The following is an 18,952-nucleotide window of genomic DNA, read 5'->3' on the forward strand; positions in this document are numbered from 1 at the left end:
AATTATCAACAGTTCACCTATTTATGACGTCAAAGCATTTGCTTCGAGTGCCATAAAAGCTTCCTTGGCATTCTGCAGGGGAGGCAATTGGCTCAAACTATTCAAACCAAATGCGTTTAAAAACTGTGGCGTTGTCACTAACAACGCAGGTCTTCCTGGGAGTTCACGAAAACCAGATTCTTTAATCCAGTTGGAGTCAAACAATGTACGCAAAATTTGACTATTATTCGTAACACCCCGAATTTGTTCAATATCTGCTCGAGTGACAGGTTGGTGATAGGCAATCACGGCAAGCGTTTCAAGCAATGATGGCGATAAACGTGTCGGACGTTCGGGCCATGTCTGTGCAATTATATTACGATACTTTGCACGTACTTGAAAACGAAAACCTTGAGCAGTTTCAACCAGTTCAATAGAGCGACCATGCATTAACATAGAGAGTTGTTGCAAATACTGTTTTAACTCAGTTTTGCTAAAACGATCCTGAAATGCTTCTTTTAAGCGTGCAACAGAAACAGGAGAATCACTGGCGAAAATAATCGCCTCAATTTGCATGAGTATCTCATGTAAATCTTCTGCTGAGCTTTGTAGTTCAGTAGATTCATTGTTCATGACTGTGCTCCTTGAATTGCGAGCGGTGCATCAATACCAGAAGAAATAATCTGAATTTTCTGCTGACGGGTCAGTTCCAAGACAGCCATAAACGTCACCACAATCCCCATACGACCTTGTTGGGGGCTAAGTAGCTCATGAAATCCGAGAACTTGACCTGATTCAATTCGACTTTCGATATAAAAAATACGTTCTTCCAGTAAAACAGGCTCTTGCAGAATTTGGTGTGTGACAGGCTCTGGGCGATTAAATATGCACAGCATCGCATCACGAAGAAGATCTGCGGTATAGCGTTCTTCAGATTGAGGGAGTGCACCTAAGCTGACATTGGTATCAAATGTGTCACGCTCTAAAATAGGCATTTGCCCGAGACCTTCAGCCGCCTGTTTAATCCGTAAATAATTTTCTAAACGTTCAATGAGTTCTTGTTTCGGATCTTCTTCAAATTTTGCAGTTTTAGGTTTAGGTAAAAGTAAACGCGACTTTAAATCTGCGAGTAAAGCTGCCATCACCATATAATCGGCAGTCAATTCAATATTGAGTGATTTCATTGCATCCATATAGGAGAGATATTGCGATGCAATAGGGGCGATGTCGACTTGAAGCAAGTCAAAACCATTTTTTTGAATCAGGTAAATGAGAAAGTCGAGTGGACCTTCGAAATGCTCTAATAAGATTTCAAACGCAGCCGGCGGGATGTATAAATCCTCGGGAATGGTCTCTTGCCATTCATCTAAAACACGAATGTGCGGTGTTTCTTCCATAGGGTTATGGATGATTTGATTCATTGCAGTTATAAGCCACGCGAATTTTCAAAGGCATGAAAGGTATTGTCCCCGATCTCACATCGAAGGAAACAGCACTTTAGTAATGTTGCTAAGTGTAAAGGAAAAAAAGCTTTAAATAAATTAATTCGGCATCGAATTATGTAAAAACCTGAACTTTTATAGGGTTTTTAATAGCATAAGTAGAATGATTGGCGTGGAAATCAATTGGAATAACTAAAATCAGGCATGGCATATAAGTCTGATCAACTATATTGAAATTTTAGGAGCTTATTCAAAAGCACTGACATCTCCAATACCACGACGAATCACTTCAGGATGATCACCCGATAAATCAACAATAGATGTAGTGTTTAAAGTGCCTAAACCACTGTCGATGAAAACATCAATACGCTTGCCGAGCTGCATCTCAATATCATAGGGGTCATCAAGCGGATCACTATGGTCTGGCAAAATTAAGGTCGAGGTTAACAGCGGTTCACCTAACTCTTCAAGCAGCATTCGACAAACCGGATTGGTCGGAATACGTAAACCAATAGTTTTTTTCTTGGGATGCATTAAGCGTTTAGGCACTTCACTCGTAGCCGGCAAAATAAACGTGGTAATCGCAGGCGTATTATTTTTTAGGAGTCGATACATCGCATTGTCGACTTTGGCATAGGTCGCAAGGTCGGATAGATCACAACATAAAATCGCATATTGATGCTTAGGACCGAGTCCACGAATCTGTGCAATCCGTTCCATTGCAGATTTATTCCCAATCTGACAGCCAATGGCATAGGCAGCATCAGTTGGATAAACCACCACATCACCCGCACGAATTCGCTCAACCGCCTGTGTAATTAAACGAGGTTGAGGATTATCGGGATGTATACGTAAATGCAGCATTGAACTTACTCCAACGAGAACCTAGCACTATTATGCGAGTGTAAAAAATGTAAATACAATGCTAAACAGGTAGATTTGTGTAAATTAATCAAGCATTTCACGCTTGAATTCATCGGCTTTTAAAGCTTTACCATCTCGCGTATGAGCACAAATATGTTCAATAAACAGTTTGGCATCACGAGGCAGTTTTGCTTCACCGCTAAAGTAACGTTGCACTTGTGCATAGACATTATCTTTAAAGCTTGAGCCGTCACCACCGTCACCGGTAAGGTTATCGAGTGAGACACGGAACTTACGACCAAAGGCTTTAGAGAACATCCATTCAATCGCCTGCGGTTTTACTTCGACTTGTTCGAATAATGCTTGTTGCTCTTTGGTGCGACCATCGGGCGCATACCAATAACCAAGATCCGGGAGTAGACGACGTTTGTCTCCGGCAATGGTCCAATGACTGATTTCATGCAATGCACTATTAAAGAAACCGTGCGCAAATTGTATCCGCGCAGGGACATCATCTGTCGCGGGGAAATATTCAGGTTCAAAATCACCACGGACTAATGTGACATTTAAGTGGGAAAACCACTGATTAAAGTGTAAGATGAGCCAATCGACCTGTTCAGGTTCTGTCGATAAATTCGCCCATTGCAAGCGTTGCACTTGTGGTTGCGAACTGTCAGAATCGGAGGTTGAAATTGTGCTAACGAGTGATGAAACATTCACTTCTGTTTGCGGCTGCAACAGATGCATGACTGAAATTACCCAATTGGTCTGTCTAAATAAGTACAAAATTGTATCTTAATCTTTGACAGAGTTCTGATGAATTTGTAGAATTGCCGCCTTAATTATGTCAGCAAATACCTTTCCGGCACAGATTGAGCCGTTTAAATGGGCTGAACAGGGCTTTGTATGGTCAGGAACACTGCCATTATCTCGCTTTGTTCGTATTGCTCGTGAAGCTGTTGGATCAATTGATGATCAATTGATTAACGTAGACTGTAAGCTATCAATGGATGCCTATCATCGCATTGTATGGCTAGATGGTCATGTTGAAACAAAAGTTCCAATGGAATGTCAACGTTGTTTGGGTTCTGTTGAAATCGAACTTGTTTCCGATTTTCATCTAGCTCTTGTGGATGATGAGTCACTGATAGAGCGCTTGGATGAGGATGCTGATTTCATCGTTCTAGGTGAAAGTGAAGCAACGACGAAGGGTTCATATGATGCACCTGCCACCGCTGATTTACTCGCACTCATAGAAGATGAATTGTTATTGTTGTTGCCGTTGTCTCCTAAACATGACGTTTGTGAGCATAAGCATCAGCCTGCCGTTGAAGAGATTGTCGAAGAAAAACGGGAAAACCCGTTTGGTGTTTTGGCATCTTTAAAGGGTAAACTTAACTAATTTTTGTGTTATACTCATAGGTATAAGACAATCGAATTTGTTCTGATCCATTTTTTCGATATTTGTAAGGAGCCATCATGGCCGTTCAGCAAAACCGTAAAAGTCGCTCTCGCCGTGACATGCGCCGTTCACATGACGCTTTAACTGAGAATGCATTAACTGTAGACCAAGCTACTGGTGAAACTCATCGTCGTCACCACGTATCTAAAGATGGTATCTACCGTGGTCGTCAATTATTCGCTAAAGCATCTGCTGAATAATTGATGATGTATTAAGCGTCAAGCTTAGTAGAAAAAATGGGAGCGTTAAGCTCCCTTTTTTTGTTTGCATTTTTTGTACGTTATTTTGCGAACCATCGGATTTTGTTGTATTTGGCAATTACAGCACCCAAAATTACATGCTAAATTGCGCTCCACAATGAATTAGGTGGTATTTGCTGTTAACTTTTACCAATGCGGTAAACCTTAACACCTCTTGATTGAAAGGATTTTATTATGTCTGCTAAACAACTCGAACAAGCAGCACAAGCAACCAAAACAGCGTTTGTGTTCCCGGGTCAGGGTTCGCAAAAAGTCGGAATGCTTGCTGAACTTGCTGAAGAATTTACTGCTGTGCGTGAGACATTTGCAGAAGCCTCTGAAGCAGTTGGTTTTGATCTTTGGCAGATTGCACAAAGTGGTGAAGGTTTGGATCAAACTGAATTCACTCAGCCTGTACTTTTAACTGCTTCTATCGCGTTATGGCGTGTGTGGTTAGAGTTGGGTGGTGTTGCACCGAAATATCTCGCAGGTCATTCATTGGGTGAATATAGTGCCCTTGTAGCAGCAGGGAGTTTAAGCCTTGGCGACGCGGTTAAACTTGTGAATTTACGTGGTAAATTGATGCAAACGGCTGTACCTCAAGGTGTGGGTGCAATGGCGGCAATCTTAGGCTTAGATGATGCGAAAGTTGTTGAACTGTGTGCGCAAGCTACAGAAGCGGGTGAAGGCTCAGTTGAAGCTGCGAACTACAATGCCAAAGGTCAGGTAGTTGTTGCCGGCAATAAAGACCGTGTTGATGCAGTCATGGCACTTGCCAAAGAAAATGGTGGTAAGGCGATTGCATTGCCAGTGTCTGTACCATCGCATTGTTCATTGATGAAACCTGCGGCAGAACAGTTTGCAGATGCTTTGGCACAAACTGCCATTGAGATGCCACATGTCCCTGTTATACAAAATGTAGCAGCAAAAGCAGCAGAGAATGTAGATGCGCTTCGTGATGCATTAACTGCGCAATTGTATGAGTCAGTACAATGGACCAAGACCTTGCAATTCCTTCAAGATGAAGGCGTTGAATATATTGTGGAATGTGGTCCGGGTAATGTATTGGCAAACATGGCAAAACGCTTACCAAATATTGAAAAAGCGCTTCCACTTGATACCAAATCACGCTTGGAAGATGCACTAAACACCGTATTGGTGGCAGAAGGGAAAATTGCATGACTCAGGAACGTAAAGTTGCCTTGGTAACAGGTGCGAGCCGTGGTATTGGTGCCGCGATTGCAGCTCAACTCATTCAAGATGGTTATTTTGTTGTAGGTACGGCAACATCAGAAGCAGGTGTTGAAAAATTGTCAGCACAGTTTGCGGAAAATGGTGCGGGTAAAGTACTCGATGTCCGTGATGGTGCGGCGATTGATGCTTTAGTGACTGATATTGAGCAAAATTATGGTCCTGTTCTTGCATTGGTCAATAATGCCGGCATTACCAAAGATAATTTGCTACTTCGTATGTCTGAAGATGACTGGGATGATATTCTGAACATTCATTTAAAAGCCGTATACCGTTTGTCTAAGCGTGTATTGAAGGGCATGACCAAGGCACGTTTTGGTCGTATTATTAACATCAGTTCTGTGGTGGCACACTTTGCCAACCCAGGACAGGCAAATTACTCTGCGGCGAAAGCAGGTATTGAAGCCTTTGGTCGTAGCCTAGCGAAAGAAATGGGCAGCCGCCAAATTACAGTCAATGCTGTTGCACCAGGCTTTATCGCAACAGAGATGACTGAACAGTTAAGCGAAGAAATTCGCAAAAAAATGAGTGATCAAGTGGCATTGAACCGATTAGGTGATCCGCAAGATATCGCAAATGCCGTAAGTTTCTTGGCTTCAGATAAAGCAAGTTACATTACTGGTACTGTAATTCATGTAAATGGTGGTTTATACATGAGCTAAGGGGCTTAAGTATAAACTTTCCAAAATATTTAGATTCAATTAAACTAACGGCATTAAAAACGCCACAAGCAATGAGGAGAATTCCTGTGAGCGATATCGAACAACGTGTTAAACAAGCGGTTGCAGAACAACTTGGTATCAAAATCGAAGAAATCAAAAACGAAGCATCTTTCATGGATGACTTAGGTGCTGACTCTTTAGACCTAGTTGAGCTTGTTATGTCTTTCGAAAACGACTTCGACATCACAATTCCAGATGAAGATTCTAACGAAATCACAACTGTTCAATCAGCTATCGACTATGTAACTAAAAAACTTGGTTAATCGCTGATTTTCAGCTTTGCTGAACAATGAGACCACCGCAAGGTGGTTTTTTTGTGCCTAATATTTCATTCTGGAAACAACGAATGATTTACATACCTTAACCGTTTCATCACCAATGACCAACTTAAGCTTGGGTTTATTTGGTTATAAAAATAAGACTAATTTTTAATCACATAAATATAATGGAGTCACACATGGGTCTTTTTGATTTTGTTAAAGGTATTGGTAAAAAAAATACAGCACCAGCAGAGCCACAAGCTGCACCAGCAACGCCTGCTGAACCATCTGCACAAGAAGTTGCCAATAAACTATTGGGGCATATAAAGAGTTTAGGTTTACCTGTTTCGGGTTTATCAGTGAGTTATAACGGAACAACTGACTTAGCAACCGTCAAAGGGCAAGTTCAAAGCCAAGCTGATCGTGAAAAAATCATTTTAGCCGTCGGTAATATTGATCATGTTGCTCAGGTCGATGACCAATTGACTGTGGCAACACCAGAGCCAGAAAGTAAATTCTATACCGTTAAATCAGGCGATACCTTGTCGAAAATCTCAAAAGAATTTTATGGTGACGCCAATCAATACAACAAAATTTTTGAAGCTAATCGTCCGCTATTAAAAAATGCTGATGATATTTTCCCAGGTCAGGTACTTCGTATTCCTGCTTAATTAAATAAACGAACGGTTCACAGCAAAGCCCCATGATGGGGTTTTGTTGTTTTTTGAACTGTCAGTTATATATCCACATTCAAATATAAGCTTTCTTTGACTTCTTCCATGACAACATAACTATGTGAGGATGCTGAAGATGGCAGTTTCTTGAGTAAATCACCAAGTAATTTTCGATAAGCACTCATTTCCTTTAAGCGTGCTTTGACTAAATAATCAAAATCGCCAGAAATAAGATGGCACTCCAGCACTTCAGGAATCTCAATTAAGTCGCGTGCAACCTGTTCAAACACATCCCCAGATTTTGCAGACAGTTTGATTTCCAAAAAGACTAAGAGTGAGCGCTCCACTTTTTCAGGATTAAGCCGCGCGTAATAGCCCATGATTACACCTTCACGTTCAAGGCGTTTAACCCGTTCTGAACATGGAGTCGTCGATAGATTTACGCGCGATGCCAATTCACTAATCGCAATACGACCATCCCGTTGCAGGATGTCTAAAATCAGGCGGTCAATTCGATCTAATTTTCGCATAAAGTTTTCACTGTTTTTTGAAAATATAACTGAAGAAAACAGCGAAAACACGCTAATTACGGTATTAAAACAGTGAAAACGACTATCAAAGCAAAAATATACTAGTGAAATAAACTAGAAATAGAATAGAGGGTAGGCATATGCGTGTCATCGTATTAGGAAGTGGTGTGATTGGTGTGGCAAGTGCATATTATCTTGCACAGCAAGGCGCAAATGTCACTGTGCTTGACCGTCAGTCGGGTCCAGCCGAAGAAACCAGCTTTGGTAATGCTGGTCAAATCTCTCCAGGTTATTCGACACCTTGGGCGGCGCCCGGTATTCCATTTAAAGCTGTAAAATGGATGTTTCAGCATCATGCACCTTTAGCAATCAATATGGATGGTAGCTTGTGGCAATTGCGCTGGATGGCACAGATGTTGAAGAACTGTAATGCCGATCTCTATGCAATTAATAAAGAACGTATGGTACGTGTCGCTGAATATAGTCGTGATTGCTTACGTGAACTACGCCGAGACATTGGTATTTCATACGAAAACCGTTCAAAAGGGACCTTACAAATATTTCGTAAAGACACTCAGCTTGAAGCTGTGCATCGTGATATTGAGGTATTAAAAGAGTCTGGTGTGGACTTTGAACTATTAGATCGAGATGGTTTGGCTAAAGTTGAACCTGCACTTGCAGAAGTAAAAGACAAACTCGTTGGTGGATTGCATTTACCGAATGATGAAACGGGTGACTGTTATATTTTCACCAATGCACTGGCTGATTATGCCAAAGGCATTGGGGTTGATTTTCAATTTAATCAAAATGTGGAAAAACTCATTGTTGAAGGGGATCAAATTAAAGGCGTGTTGGTCAATGGGAAAGTCATGACCGCAGATAAATACGTGCTTGCCTTTGGGAGTTATTCACGTGATTTCTTAAAACCTCTCGATCTCGATTTACCTGTTTATCCTGTGAAAGGGTATTCGTTGACCATTCCTATTGTAGATCCTTCCCATGCGCCGCAATCTACCGTTCTCGATGAAACTTACAAAATTGCATTAACACGTTTTGATCAGCGTATTCGTGTGGGTGGGATGGCTGAATTAACTGGCTTTAATCTCGGTTTAAATGAAGACCGCCGTGCAACATTAGAAATGGTCACGCGCGAGTTATTCCCAGGCGGTGATGTGGCACAAGCAAGTTTTTGGACTGGACTGCGTCCTATGACACCAGACAGTACTCCGATCATTGGCGAAACGCGCTTTAAAAATCTTTTCCTGAATACAGGACACGGAACATTAGGATGGACCATGGCATGTGGTTCAGGAAAGCTAATTAGTGATTTGGTATTAGAGCGTACACCTGAAATCAGCACCGAAGGCTTATCCTTCGCTCGATATGCACATTGATTTAAATCAATCTTTTTAAATCATTTTGGTTCAAGGAGAAGAATCATGCCACGTCCAATATGTGCAGTCATTCATCGGTCAGCTTTAGCGCATAATTTGAAGGTTGCACGTGCGGCAATGCCTGATAGTCAGGTTTATGCGATTGTGAAAGCAGACGCCTATGGTCATGGCATTGAACGTGTTTACCCAGCCTTTGCAGCAGCAGATGGCTTTGGTTTTTTGGATTTAGCTGAAGGTATACGTTTACGTGCTTTAGGTTGTACCAAGCCCTTACTTTTACTTGAAGGTATCTTTGCACTAGAAGATTTATTTATGTGTGCGAAATATCGATTGGCATTTACGGTGCATAGCCAACATCAAATTGAATGGTTAAAAACCTTTTTAAAGATTCAACCTGAGGCACGATTTGACGTATTTATTAAAATCAATACGGGCATGAATCGATTGGGTTTTACACCCGAAGATTATCAGCAAGCCTTTACACAGCTAAATCAATTCCGAAACGTTCAATCTATTACCCAGATGACACACTTTTCAGATGCGGATGGTCAGCGCTTAGGGCAAGAAGGCGTGTTGCATCAGTATCAGGTATTTCGGCAAGCTACCTCATCCATTCAAGCACCTGTCAGTTTAAGTAATAGTGCTGCCATCTTAAGACATGCAGGGCGAGTCCACTCCGATATTGTACGTAGTGGCATCATGCTTTATGGCAGCTCACCAAGCTTTCCATATCAAACTATTCAGGATTTCAACTTAAAGCCCGCGATGACATTGCGTAGTGAAGTTATTGCGATCCAGCAGATTCAGGCGGGACAAAGTGTGGGTTATGGCTCAACTTTTATCGCGAAAGAGTCCATGCGAATAGGTGTTGTGGCATGTGGCTACGCCGATGGCTATCAGCGCATCACGCAAACAGGCACGCCCGTACTGGTTGATTCACAACGAGCGCAAACGATTGGTCGGGTCAGCATGGATATGTTGGTCGTCGATTTGACACATTTACCTCAAGCGAAAATTGGTAGTGAAGTCACGTTGTGGGGGATGTCCTCGCAAGGTGTTGTGCTGTCCATCGATGAGGTAGCGCAAGGGTCAGGCACATTGGGCTATGAGCTGATGTGTGGTGTGACCGCCCGCGTTCCATTCGAAATTGAAAATTAAATAGATAACAAACTAAAAGAGGGATAAACATGACACAGTCTCAGAATATTCAAAGACTCAATACCAATGAAGTGATGAGTGGAGCTATCATTCATCAAGGTGTGGTCTATTTGTCTGGTCAGGTTCCAGCGCGGACCGATCTTGATATCAAAGGACAAATCCAAGAGGTACTGAATAAAATTGATGAGCTTTTAGCCTTGGCAAATACCAATAAAAGTCGAATTTTATCTGCACAACTTTTTATTAAAAATCTCGCTGACTTTCAAACGGTGAATCAAATTTGGATGGAGTGGTTAAAGGATTGTGCAACACCTGCACGTGCAACAATTCAAGCAGATTTGGTTAATCCGGAATGGTTAATTGAAATTGCAGTGATTGCAGCTCAAGCTTAAATTTTCGTTTATCTGAAAGTTCTCCCAACACAACAATGAATCAACATTAAGCCCAGCAGAAATCGCTAACAATAATAGTGAATGAAGCACATGCATGACGCGGTATTTCAGGATGAAATTTCAAACTGTATCAGCATGGGTTTAGCAGATGTTGAAAGGATGTAAACATGAATACGAATCACGGTTCAGAAGACGCACAATCGTCGCCACATGAGCTTCAACGTAAGCTTTCAAATCGACATCTACAATTGATCGCAATTGGTGGTGCTATTGGCACAGGGCTGTTTATGGGATCGGGTAAAACTATTTCCTTAGCAGGTCCGTCCATTCTATTTATTTATATGATTATTGGAGCAATGTTCTTCTTCCTAATGCGCGCATTGGGTGAGGTGTTGCTTTCTAATCTTCAATATAAATCTTTTATTGATATGGCACATGATTTGATCGGACCTGGTGCTGGTTACTATATTGGCTGGTCCTATTGGTTAGGCTGGGTCTTGGTCGGTATTGCAGATTTGGCCGCCATTATTAATTACTTGGGTTTTTGGCTGCCGGAGGGTGTGATGTTTACGCCGATGGGGCAAGCACTGATTAGTGCGGGCTGTGTGCTGTTAGTCTTGGCAATTAATTTGGTCACGGTGAAGCTTTTTGGTGAGATTGAATTTTGGTTCGCTTTAATCAAGATTTTAGCCATTATTGGTTTGATTCTAATTGGTGGCTATATGGTGTTTACCCACTTCCAAGCGCCTACAGGCTCCGTGGCAAGTTTTAGTCATGTCTGGTCTAATGGAGGAATGTTCCCGAAAGGTACAACAGGCTTCTTGGCAGGTTTCCAAATTGCAATGTTTGCTTTTGTCGGTGTTGAGCTATTAGGAACAATGGCAGCAGAAACCAAAGATCCTGAAAAGAATCTGCCTAAAGCGGTGAATGCGATTCCAACCCGTATTATTCTGTTTTATGTTCTTTCGCTGTTTATCATTATGTCGGTAACGCCATGGAATCAAATTCCAGCCGATCAAAGTCCTTTTGTGAGTTTATTCGTGCATGCCGGGATTGGTGGCGCGGCAGTGATTATGAATTTGGTGGTGTTGTCATCAGTGATGTCTTCGATGAATAGTGGGGTATTCTCGACCAGTCGTATGCTGTTTGGTTTGGCGCGTGATGGGCAAGCTCCACAAGCATTGGCAGAACTGTCAAAACGTGCAGTTCCTGCAAAAGGTCTATTTTTCTCATGTGCCTTTATTATGATTGGTGCAGCATTTCAGTATTTTGTACCGAATACCATTGAAGCCTTTACCTTAGCAAGCTCGCTTTGTGTAATTCTCTTTATCACCATTTGGGGCATTATCATGGTGTGCTACATTCGCTATCTCAAGTTACAGCCACAAAAACATCAGGCATCAACTTTTAAAATGCCAGGCGGTGTATGGATGTCCTATATTGTGCTTGTATTCTTACTCTTCGCTTTGGTAATTTTGAGTCTTGAGCCAGATACTTTGAAAGCCTTAATGATTAGTCCAATATGGTTGGTCATACTGGCAGTGACCTATCGTGTGCTTTACAAACCGCGGATGCGAAAACGATTACCTAAATAAAAACCATAAAAAAATCCCCGAATTGATCGGGGATTTTTATTTTGCTGAGTGTTAGAAGGTCGGTTTAACCACCACTAAAATAACCACAGCAAATAAAATTAAGGTTGGCATCTCATTAAAATAACGCCAAAACTTATGGGACTTGTAATGTGCATTTTCCATGAGCTTTTTACGGAAATAGCCACACACCAAATGATAAATGACCAATAAACCGACTAAACCAACTTTGAGATAAAACCACACCGCTTCATGATAATGTCGCGTTGCATCACCCCAGTCGACCAAGAAGTGTGCGGTGATCAGTGTTGCCACCATCGCCGGCCACATAATGCCACGATAAAGTTTACGCTCCATAATTTGGAAGCGTTCGTGACTCACTTGGTCTTCACTCATGGCGTGATAGACATATAGCCGTGGCAGATAGAACAACGCAGCGAACCAACAGACTACAGCAATAATATGTAATGCTTTTACCCAAAGGAAAGCATCAGAAGGAGCATCCATGAAGTCACCCTAAAATGGGCGGCTTAGCCTTCCCATTTTTTAAAGATGAGACATGCATTTACGCCGCCAAAACCGAAACTGTTACTCATTACAGTATTCAATTTTGCATCACGTTTTTCAAGCACGATATCAAATGGTTTTGCGCCTTCATCAAGTTCAGTGACGTTGATGTTCGGTGCGATAAAGTCATTTTGCATCATCAGTACAGAATAAATCGCTTCTTGAACACCTGCTGCACCTAAGCTATGACCAGTCATAGATTTAGTTGAGCTTAATGCAGGTACTAGACCTTCACCGAATGCACGTTCCATGGCTTTAAGTTCAGTCACGTCACCCGCAGGAGTAGAAGTACCATGCGTATTGACGTAGTCGATTGACTCTACACCATGTTGTTTTGCCTCATCTAATGCCATCAAGATACAACGTGTTGCACCTTCACCCGATGGCGCAACCATGTCAGCACCATCAGAGTTCGCTGCATAAGCAACCACTTCAGCTAAAATGTTTGCACCACGTGCTTGTGCATGCTCAAGTGATTCAAGTACGACAAAACCACCACCGCCAGCAATCACAAAACCATCGCGGTCTGCAGAATATGGGCGAGATGCTGTTTCAGGCGTGTCATTGTATTTAGAGCTTAATGCACCCATGGCATCAAACAGTAAACTTTGTGACCAGTGATCTTCCTCACCACCACCGGCAAGCATTAAATCTTGTTTACCCAATTGAATCAGGTTGTATGCATAACCAATAGCATCAGCAGAAGTTGCACATGCGCTGGTAATTGAGTGTGCAACACCTTGAAGTTTTAATGCCACACCCACATTTGCTGTAATGGTATTTGACATATTACGTGGCACGTAGAATGGACCGATCTTACGTGCGCCTTTTTCTTCGAGGAGCTTAGCAACTTCTGCAACAGATGCAGTAGAGTTACCGCCTGAACCACCCGCGATACCATAACGTGGATTACCACCAAGTTGTTCAGGTGTTAGACCTGCGTGTTCGACTGCAGCCATAGCCGCATTGTACGCATACATCGCACACACGCCCATAAAGCGTTTTGCACGGCGGTCGATGTTGTCAAAATCTTGAACTGCAGCAGCGCTGACATGACTTTTGAAATTTAATTCTTGATAGACAGGATTTAAACGTGTGCCTGAAATCCCGTTTTGTAAAGAATGGGTCACATCTTCTAATGTATTACCAATACATGAGTTGATACCCATGCCAGTGATGACAACACGTTTCATCTACAGATCCTTATAGTTTATCTCTGTGGTCAGGGGAGATATTTATTGTCAAAAGGACAAATAAATATGTGGCTGACGCTCGTTTTACGATGACGAACATCATAACAGAAAGATTTTTCAAATCTTATGGCAAATGTTATGCCGAGTGAGTCCGAATGTCTGTTAATGCTTCTTGTACTCAGGCTTTACTAAATGAAACACAATAATATTGAGTTAAATGCTGACTACACCTAGTATTTATACGAATTACAAGTAAGAACATACCGAGGTAATGAATGGCAAATACCAATAATAAACAAGCAAATGGTTTTCTTTCGAGTGCCTTTGGAGTGGCGAAAAAGTTCAGTGGAACTGGATTGGAGCTTGCAAATCACGTCGCGCCTGACTCAGTGGCGAAAGTCACACAGGCATTTAATATTAATGATGCGCTAGAAGGTGCAGCCAAACAAAAGAGTCCATTTGAAGCCAAAAAATACAATGATCCACAGCAAATGTTAAAAGAGCATTTGCCAAGTGTGTCAAGGCAGTTATTGGGTCGCCATTACAATAAACTAAATAATGTTGCGCATTTCGTTTCACCACAGCTGAGTGATAAGGTCACGGACTACTTCTTTGAACATCTAAATGATTTTACCAATCAGATGAGTTCAGTCGATGCGATTTTAGATGAAGCAGGGGTGCGTGATTTAGAGGAATTAACGCAAGATGTAGATCGTTCTAAACGTATTGCTCAGGCCTTGAGTGAGCAAAATAAATGGATTGCCACGATTCAAGGTGCAATTACCAGTGTGACAGGTATTGTCGGTACAGCGGTTGATATTCCTGCTTCTTTGGTTTTGGCATTGCGTACCATTTATCAAGTAGGGCGTTCATATGGTTTTGATTTAAGCAAAACAGAAGATCAGGAAATCATCCAATATATTTTTAAGCAAATTGACTTGAGTTTAATTGCTGAAAAACAAGCGGTGCTTTTGGGCATTAAAGCTTTGGGCAGTACTTTAAAAACCCATGATCTGACTCAACTGCAAAATATGCTCGGTTCAAGTAATGATACTGAGAGTATCAAGAACTTTATTTCGTCTTTAAATCTTCAAGAAAAATGGCAATGGCTTAACCAAGTACCAAAACTGTCTTTACTCGATCAGCTGAGTAAGCTTGCTCCGATTGCCAGTGCAGGGGTGGGCGTGGTGTACAGTCGCCGTTTTGTTGAAGAAGTGAATACCAAGGCACAAGAGGTATTCTCTCATGCACGTCAGTACTTTATTCAGCATCGTGACAGTTCGTTATCCACGCTTGCTGCCTATGAAAAATCGGTAGAGCAGCTTTTACAGGCAACCCCTAAACTTCTAGATAGTCTTAAATCTGAGCAGCAAGAATTAAGTGAGCCAATTCTAGATCAAGACATTGAAATCAAAGGCAATGAAACGATTAGCCAAGTGAAATTGGTTAAAAAGACTGATAGCAAGGAACGTGAACAAACTGAGTCTAAAGAAGAAAAAGTAGGCGAGGGTTTGGATGCCTTAGTTGAAAAGCATGTTGAGCCAGTTGCGGAAAAACAAGTACAACAGCCAGCATTGTCGAGTGAGCCTGATGAGCTTCAAGCTGAAGAGGATTTAGTGGAAGATGAGCTAGATACTGAACACGTTTCAGATTCATCTATACAGGCCCAAGAGACTGATTCTGCTAAACCCAAAAAAGCAAAAGCATCAGACACAAAATAAATCTGAGAAGATGTTACAAAAGATAAGTCAAAAAACACCTCATCGCCGTATGGGGTGTTTTTAATCAAGCACTTAATCGCGCTAGTAAAACACAGATACTCGGCGTGATTATGTTGACCAATTTTGCATCTTGACATACAATTGCATGCCCTCAAAAAGTAGTATTTTTTTGGGCTTTTTATTAACGGGAGAATTGCCACATGGCAACAACAAATCAGTTGATCCGTAAGGGTCGTACGACTTTAGTTGAAAAATCTAAAGTTCCTGCGTTGAAGGCTTGTCCACAACGTCGTGGTGTTTGTACACGTGTTTACACAACTACACCTAAAAAACCTAACTCAGCAATGCGTAAAGTTTGCCGTGTTCGCTTAACTTCTGGTTTTGAAGTATCAAGCTACATCGGTGGTGAAGGCCATAACCTACAAGAGCACAGTGTTGTTCTTATCCGTGGTGGTCGTGTTAAAGATTTACCAGGTGTACGTTACCATACCGTTCGTGGTTCTTTAGACTGTGCTGGTGTTAAAGATCGTAACCAGTCTCGTTCTAAATACGGTACTAAACGTCCTAAGAAATAATTGATCTTTCGAGATTAATTTCTTAGTTCGTAGAACTGCAATCCTTTATCGTCTCGCTTGTCTGATTTCTGCATTTATTTTGTGAAATTCAAGCGACGTGTAGTAAGGCCAGCGAATGTACATGACACTTTGTACTCATGCTGGATAAACCTGAAGTGTCATATTTATAGGTAGTTTTAAAATGCCAAGACGTCGCGTAGTCGCTGCTCGTGAAATCCTTCCGGATCCTAAGTTCAGCAGCCAAACAATCGCTAAATTCATGAACCACGTAATGCAAGATGGTAAAAAATCTATTGCTGAAAGTATCGTTTACGGTGCTTTGGACCGCGTTCAAGAAAAATCTAAAGTAGACCCAGTTGAATTTTTTGAGGCTACTCTTGAAAAAGTTCGTCCAATGGTCGAAGTAAAGGCACGCCGTGTTGGTGGTGCTACATACCAGGTACCTATGGAAGTACGCCCATCCCGTCGTACTGCCCTAGCTATGCGTTGGTTAGTAGATGCTGCTGCTAAGCGTTCTGAAAAAACTATGGCTTTACGTCTTGCTGGCGAGTTGCTTGATGCAGCTGAAGGTAAAGGCGCAGCGGTTAAAAAACGTGAAGATGTGCACCGTATGGCTGAAGCCAACAAAGCCTTCTCTCACTACCGTTTCTAAGCACATAAAACAGGCCCTTATCAGGACGGTGATGATATGGGTTTCATCCAATCGTCATCAAAACGCTTTAAGTTGCTAGCAACTTAAAGCGTCCTGTTTTAAACAACAAAATTTAGGAATGCTAGAAATCATGGCACGTCAAACCCCAATTTCTCGTTACCGTAACATCGGTATTTCCGCGCACATCGATGCTGGTAAAACAACGACTTCTGAACGTATTTTGTTCTACACAGGTGAGAGCCATAAACTAGGTGAAACTCACGAAGGTTCAGCAACAACTGACTGGATGGAACAAGAGCAAGAACGTGGTATTACCATTACTTCAGCAGCAGTAACATGCTTCTGGAAAGGTATGGCTAACCAGTTCGACCAACACCGTATTAACGTTATTGACACCCCGGGACACGTTGACTTCACGATCGAAGTTGAGCGTTCTATGCGTGTTCTTGACGGTGCATGTATGGTTTACTGTGCTGTAGGTGGTGTACAACCTCAGTCTGAAACTGTATGGCGTCAAGCAAACAAATATAAAGTGCCTCGTATTGCGTTCGTAAACAAAATGGACCGTACTGGCGCGAACTTCTTCCGTGCTGTGGAACAAGTAAAAACACGTCTTGGTGGTAACCCTGTGCCAATCGTGATTCCAGTTGGCGCTGAAGAAAACTTCCAAGGTGTTGTTGACCTAATCGAAATGAAATCGATTATCTGGGACGAAGCGTCTCAAGGTATGAAGTTCGAATATGGTGAAATCCCTGCTGACTTAGTTGAGCTAGCTAACGAATGGCGTACTAACATGGTTGAAGCTGCTGCGGAAGCATCAGAAGAACTCATGGACAAGTACCTTGAAGAAGGCGAGTTGACTAAAGAAGAAATCGTTTCTGGTCTGCGTGCACGTACATTGTTGAATGAAATTCAACCAATGCTTTGTGGTTCAGCGTTCAAAAACAAAGGTGTTCAACGTATGTTGGATGCTGTTATTGAGTTCTTGCCAGCGCCAACTGACGTTGAAGCAATTAAAGGTATCTTAGACGACAAAGACGAAACTGAAGGTTCTCGTGAAGCGTCTGACGATGCTCCGTTCTCTGCGCTTGCGTTCAAAATCATGAACGACAAATTCGTAGGTAACTTGACATTCGTACGTGTTTACTCTGGTGTTCTTAAAGCGGGTAGCCCGTGTTATAACCCAGTAAAAATGAAACGTGAACGTGTTGGCCGTATCGTACAGATGCACGCAAATGACCGTCATGACATCGAAGAAATTCGTGCAGGTGACATCGCAGCGTGTGTAGGTCTTAAAGATACGACAACTGGTGATACGCTTTGTGATGAAAACAACATCATTACACTTGAGCGTATGGAATTCCCAGAGCCAGTAATTGCACTTGCAGTTGAACCTAAAACTAAAGCTGACCAAGAAAAAATGTCAGTTGCTTTAGGTCGTTTGGCGAAAGAAGATCCATCGTTCCGTGTACGTACTGACGAAGAATCTGGTCAAACAATTATTGCTGGTATGGGTGAGCTTCACCTTGACATCATCGTTGACCGTATGAAGCGTGAGTTCAACGTTGAAGCGAACATTGGTAAACCAATGGTTGCTTACCGCGAAACGATCAAGAAATCTGTTGAGCAAGAAGGTAAATTCGTTCGTCAAACTGGTGGTAAAGGTAAATTCGGTCACGTATACGTACGTTTAGAGCCGCTTGACCCTGAAACTGGTAAAGACTACGAGTTCGCTGAAGAAGTTGTTGGTGGTGTAGTACCTAAAGAATTCTTTGGTGCTGTAGACAAAGGTATCCAAGAACGTATGAAGAATGGTGTCCTTGCTGGTTATCCAGTAGTTGGCATCAAAGCGACATTGTTCGACGGTTCTTACCATGATGTCGACTCTGACGAATTATCGTTCAAAATGGCAGGTTCTTATGCCTTCCGTGATGGTTTCATGAAAGCAGATCCTATCTTGCTTGAGCCTATCATGAAAGTTGAAGTAGAAACTCCAGAAGACTACATGGGCGATATCATGGGTGACTTAAACCGTCGTCGTGGTCTTGTTCAAGGTATGGACGATTTACCTGGCGGTACTAAAGCGATTCGTGCAGAAGTTCCACTTTCTGAGATGTTTGGTTACGCAACTCATATGCGTTCTATGTCTCAAGGTCGTGCGACATATTCTATGGAATTCGCTAAATATGCTGAAACTCCACGTAACGTGGCTGAAGGCATTATCGCTAAATTCCAATCTGGCGGTAAAAAAGGTGACGACGAGTAATCTTTCGATTACTATAAGC

21 protein-coding genes are annotated in these 18,952 nt (G+C 42.0%); 14 read left to right on the top strand and 7 right to left on the bottom strand.

The features are described 5' to 3' along the window. Positions 1 to 21: 21 nt before the first annotated feature. From scpB to A3K93_RS02520, 4 genes are all read right to left on the bottom strand, one after another. Positions 22 to 612 (bottom strand): SMC-Scp complex subunit ScpB, encoded by a 591-nt coding sequence (gene scpB, locus A3K93_RS02505; RefSeq protein WP_067728630.1) that lies wholly within the window; start codon positions 610 to 612, stop codon positions 22 to 24. After that, the gene (locus A3K93_RS02510) at positions 609 to 1,400 is read right to left on the bottom strand and encodes a segregation and condensation protein A (protein WP_067728632.1); all 792 of its coding nucleotides are present in this window, start codon (positions 1,398 to 1,400) and stop codon (positions 609 to 611) included. The genes scpB and A3K93_RS02510 overlap by 4 nt, the downstream gene beginning before the upstream one ends. A gap of 267 nt (positions 1,401 to 1,667) precedes the next feature. Continuing rightward, positions 1,668 to 2,285: an L-threonylcarbamoyladenylate synthase gene (locus A3K93_RS02515; RefSeq protein ID WP_067728634.1), complete on the bottom strand. Its 618-nt coding sequence runs from the start codon at positions 2,283 to 2,285 to the stop codon at positions 1,668 to 1,670. 84 nt (positions 2,286 to 2,369) lie between these two features. Continuing rightward, positions 2,370 to 3,032: an elongation factor P hydroxylase gene (locus tag A3K93_RS02520; protein WP_067728636.1), complete on the bottom strand. Its 663-nt coding sequence runs from the start codon at positions 3,030 to 3,032 to the stop codon at positions 2,370 to 2,372. A 97-nt stretch (positions 3,033 to 3,129) separates the two neighbouring features. Between A3K93_RS02520 and A3K93_RS02525 the strand changes: the two genes are divergently transcribed. From A3K93_RS02525 to lysM, 6 genes are all read left to right on the top strand, one after another. Beyond that, entirely contained in the window at positions 3,130 to 3,687 is a 558-nt protein-coding gene (locus A3K93_RS02525) for a YceD family protein (protein WP_067728638.1), read from the top strand. A 77-nt stretch (positions 3,688 to 3,764) separates the two neighbouring features. Then, on the top strand, positions 3,765 to 3,947 hold the full coding sequence (gene rpmF / locus A3K93_RS02530) for a 50S ribosomal protein L32 (RefSeq protein ID WP_004279227.1): 183 nt from the start codon (positions 3,765 to 3,767) through the stop codon (positions 3,945 to 3,947). A 234-nt stretch (positions 3,948 to 4,181) separates the two neighbouring features. Next, a complete protein-coding gene (gene fabD, locus A3K93_RS02535; protein ID WP_067728640.1) occupies positions 4,182 to 5,168 on the top strand; it encodes an ACP S-malonyltransferase in 987 nt (328 codons plus the stop codon). Continuing rightward, a complete protein-coding gene (fabG, locus tag A3K93_RS02540; protein ID WP_067728642.1) occupies positions 5,165 to 5,899 on the top strand; it encodes a 3-oxoacyl-ACP reductase FabG in 735 nt (244 codons plus the stop codon). The genes fabD and fabG overlap by 4 nt, the downstream gene beginning before the upstream one ends. Positions 5,900 to 5,985: 86 nt before the next feature. Further along, entirely contained in the window at positions 5,986 to 6,222 is a 237-nt protein-coding gene (gene acpP / locus A3K93_RS02545; RefSeq protein WP_064096988.1) for an acyl carrier protein, read from the top strand. A gap of 194 nt (positions 6,223 to 6,416) precedes the next feature. Then, on the top strand, positions 6,417 to 6,890 hold the full coding sequence (lysM, locus tag A3K93_RS02550; RefSeq protein WP_067728644.1) for a peptidoglycan-binding protein LysM: 474 nt from the start codon (positions 6,417 to 6,419) through the stop codon (positions 6,888 to 6,890). 65 nt (positions 6,891 to 6,955) lie between these two features. Here the strand turns inward: lysM and A3K93_RS02555 are convergent, their stop codons facing one another. Continuing rightward, positions 6,956 to 7,423: an Lrp/AsnC ligand binding domain-containing protein gene (locus A3K93_RS02555; RefSeq protein WP_067728646.1), complete on the bottom strand. Its 468-nt coding sequence runs from the start codon at positions 7,421 to 7,423 to the stop codon at positions 6,956 to 6,958. A 140-nt stretch (positions 7,424 to 7,563) separates the two neighbouring features. Here A3K93_RS02555 and A3K93_RS02560 point away from each other — a divergent pair, with 140 nt between their 5' ends. The 4 genes from A3K93_RS02560 (at position 7,564) to A3K93_RS02575 (ending at position 11,962) form a co-directional block, all read left to right on the top strand. Then, on the top strand, positions 7,564 to 8,817 hold the full coding sequence (locus A3K93_RS02560) for a D-amino acid dehydrogenase (protein WP_067728647.1): 1,254 nt from the start codon (positions 7,564 to 7,566) through the stop codon (positions 8,815 to 8,817). A gap of 45 nt (positions 8,818 to 8,862) precedes the next feature. Next, the gene (gene alr, locus A3K93_RS02565; protein ID WP_067728649.1) at positions 8,863 to 9,975 is read left to right on the top strand and encodes an alanine racemase; all 1,113 of its coding nucleotides are present in this window, start codon (positions 8,863 to 8,865) and stop codon (positions 9,973 to 9,975) included. A gap of 29 nt (positions 9,976 to 10,004) precedes the next feature. Continuing rightward, positions 10,005 to 10,367, top strand: coding sequence for a RidA family protein (locus tag A3K93_RS02570; RefSeq protein ID WP_067728651.1), 363 nt, complete (start codon positions 10,005 to 10,007; stop codon positions 10,365 to 10,367). Positions 10,368 to 10,534: 167 nt separating this feature from the next. Then, positions 10,535 to 11,962 (top strand): amino acid permease, encoded by a 1,428-nt coding sequence (locus tag A3K93_RS02575; protein WP_067728653.1) that lies wholly within the window; start codon positions 10,535 to 10,537, stop codon positions 11,960 to 11,962. A 51-nt stretch (positions 11,963 to 12,013) separates the two neighbouring features. On the opposite strand, the gene hemJ is transcribed toward A3K93_RS02575, so the two are convergent. Together hemJ and A3K93_RS02585 are read right to left on the bottom strand one after the other, a co-directional pair. Then, a complete protein-coding gene (gene hemJ, locus A3K93_RS02580; RefSeq protein ID WP_067728654.1) occupies positions 12,014 to 12,466 on the bottom strand; it encodes a protoporphyrinogen oxidase HemJ in 453 nt (150 codons plus the stop codon). Positions 12,467 to 12,489: 23 nt separating this feature from the next. After that, entirely contained in the window at positions 12,490 to 13,719 is a 1,230-nt protein-coding gene (locus A3K93_RS02585; protein ID WP_067728655.1) for a beta-ketoacyl synthase N-terminal-like domain-containing protein, read from the bottom strand. A 275-nt stretch (positions 13,720 to 13,994) separates the two neighbouring features. Between A3K93_RS02585 and A3K93_RS02590 the strand changes: the two genes are divergently transcribed. The 4 genes from A3K93_RS02590 to fusA all read left to right on the top strand — a co-directional run bounded on the left by A3K93_RS02590 (position 13,995) and on the right by fusA (position 18,933). Continuing rightward, the gene (locus A3K93_RS02590) at positions 13,995 to 15,440 is read left to right on the top strand and encodes an EcsC family protein (protein WP_067728656.1); all 1,446 of its coding nucleotides are present in this window, start codon (positions 13,995 to 13,997) and stop codon (positions 15,438 to 15,440) included. A gap of 200 nt (positions 15,441 to 15,640) precedes the next feature. Then, positions 15,641 to 16,015, top strand: coding sequence for a 30S ribosomal protein S12 (gene rpsL, locus A3K93_RS02595; RefSeq protein WP_002050319.1), 375 nt, complete (start codon positions 15,641 to 15,643; stop codon positions 16,013 to 16,015). Positions 16,016 to 16,196: 181 nt separating this feature from the next. After that, the gene (rpsG, locus tag A3K93_RS02600) at positions 16,197 to 16,667 is read left to right on the top strand and encodes a 30S ribosomal protein S7 (RefSeq protein ID WP_067728659.1); all 471 of its coding nucleotides are present in this window, start codon (positions 16,197 to 16,199) and stop codon (positions 16,665 to 16,667) included. Between the two features lie 130 nt (positions 16,668 to 16,797). Next, the gene (gene fusA / locus A3K93_RS02605) at positions 16,798 to 18,933 is read left to right on the top strand and encodes an elongation factor G (RefSeq protein WP_067728661.1); all 2,136 of its coding nucleotides are present in this window, start codon (positions 16,798 to 16,800) and stop codon (positions 18,931 to 18,933) included. The last annotated feature ends 19 nt before the right edge of the window (positions 18,934 to 18,952 follow it).

It is taken from the genome of Acinetobacter sp. NCu2D-2 (genome assembly GCF_001647675.1).
Lineage (GTDB): Bacteria > Pseudomonadota > Gammaproteobacteria > Pseudomonadales > Moraxellaceae > Acinetobacter.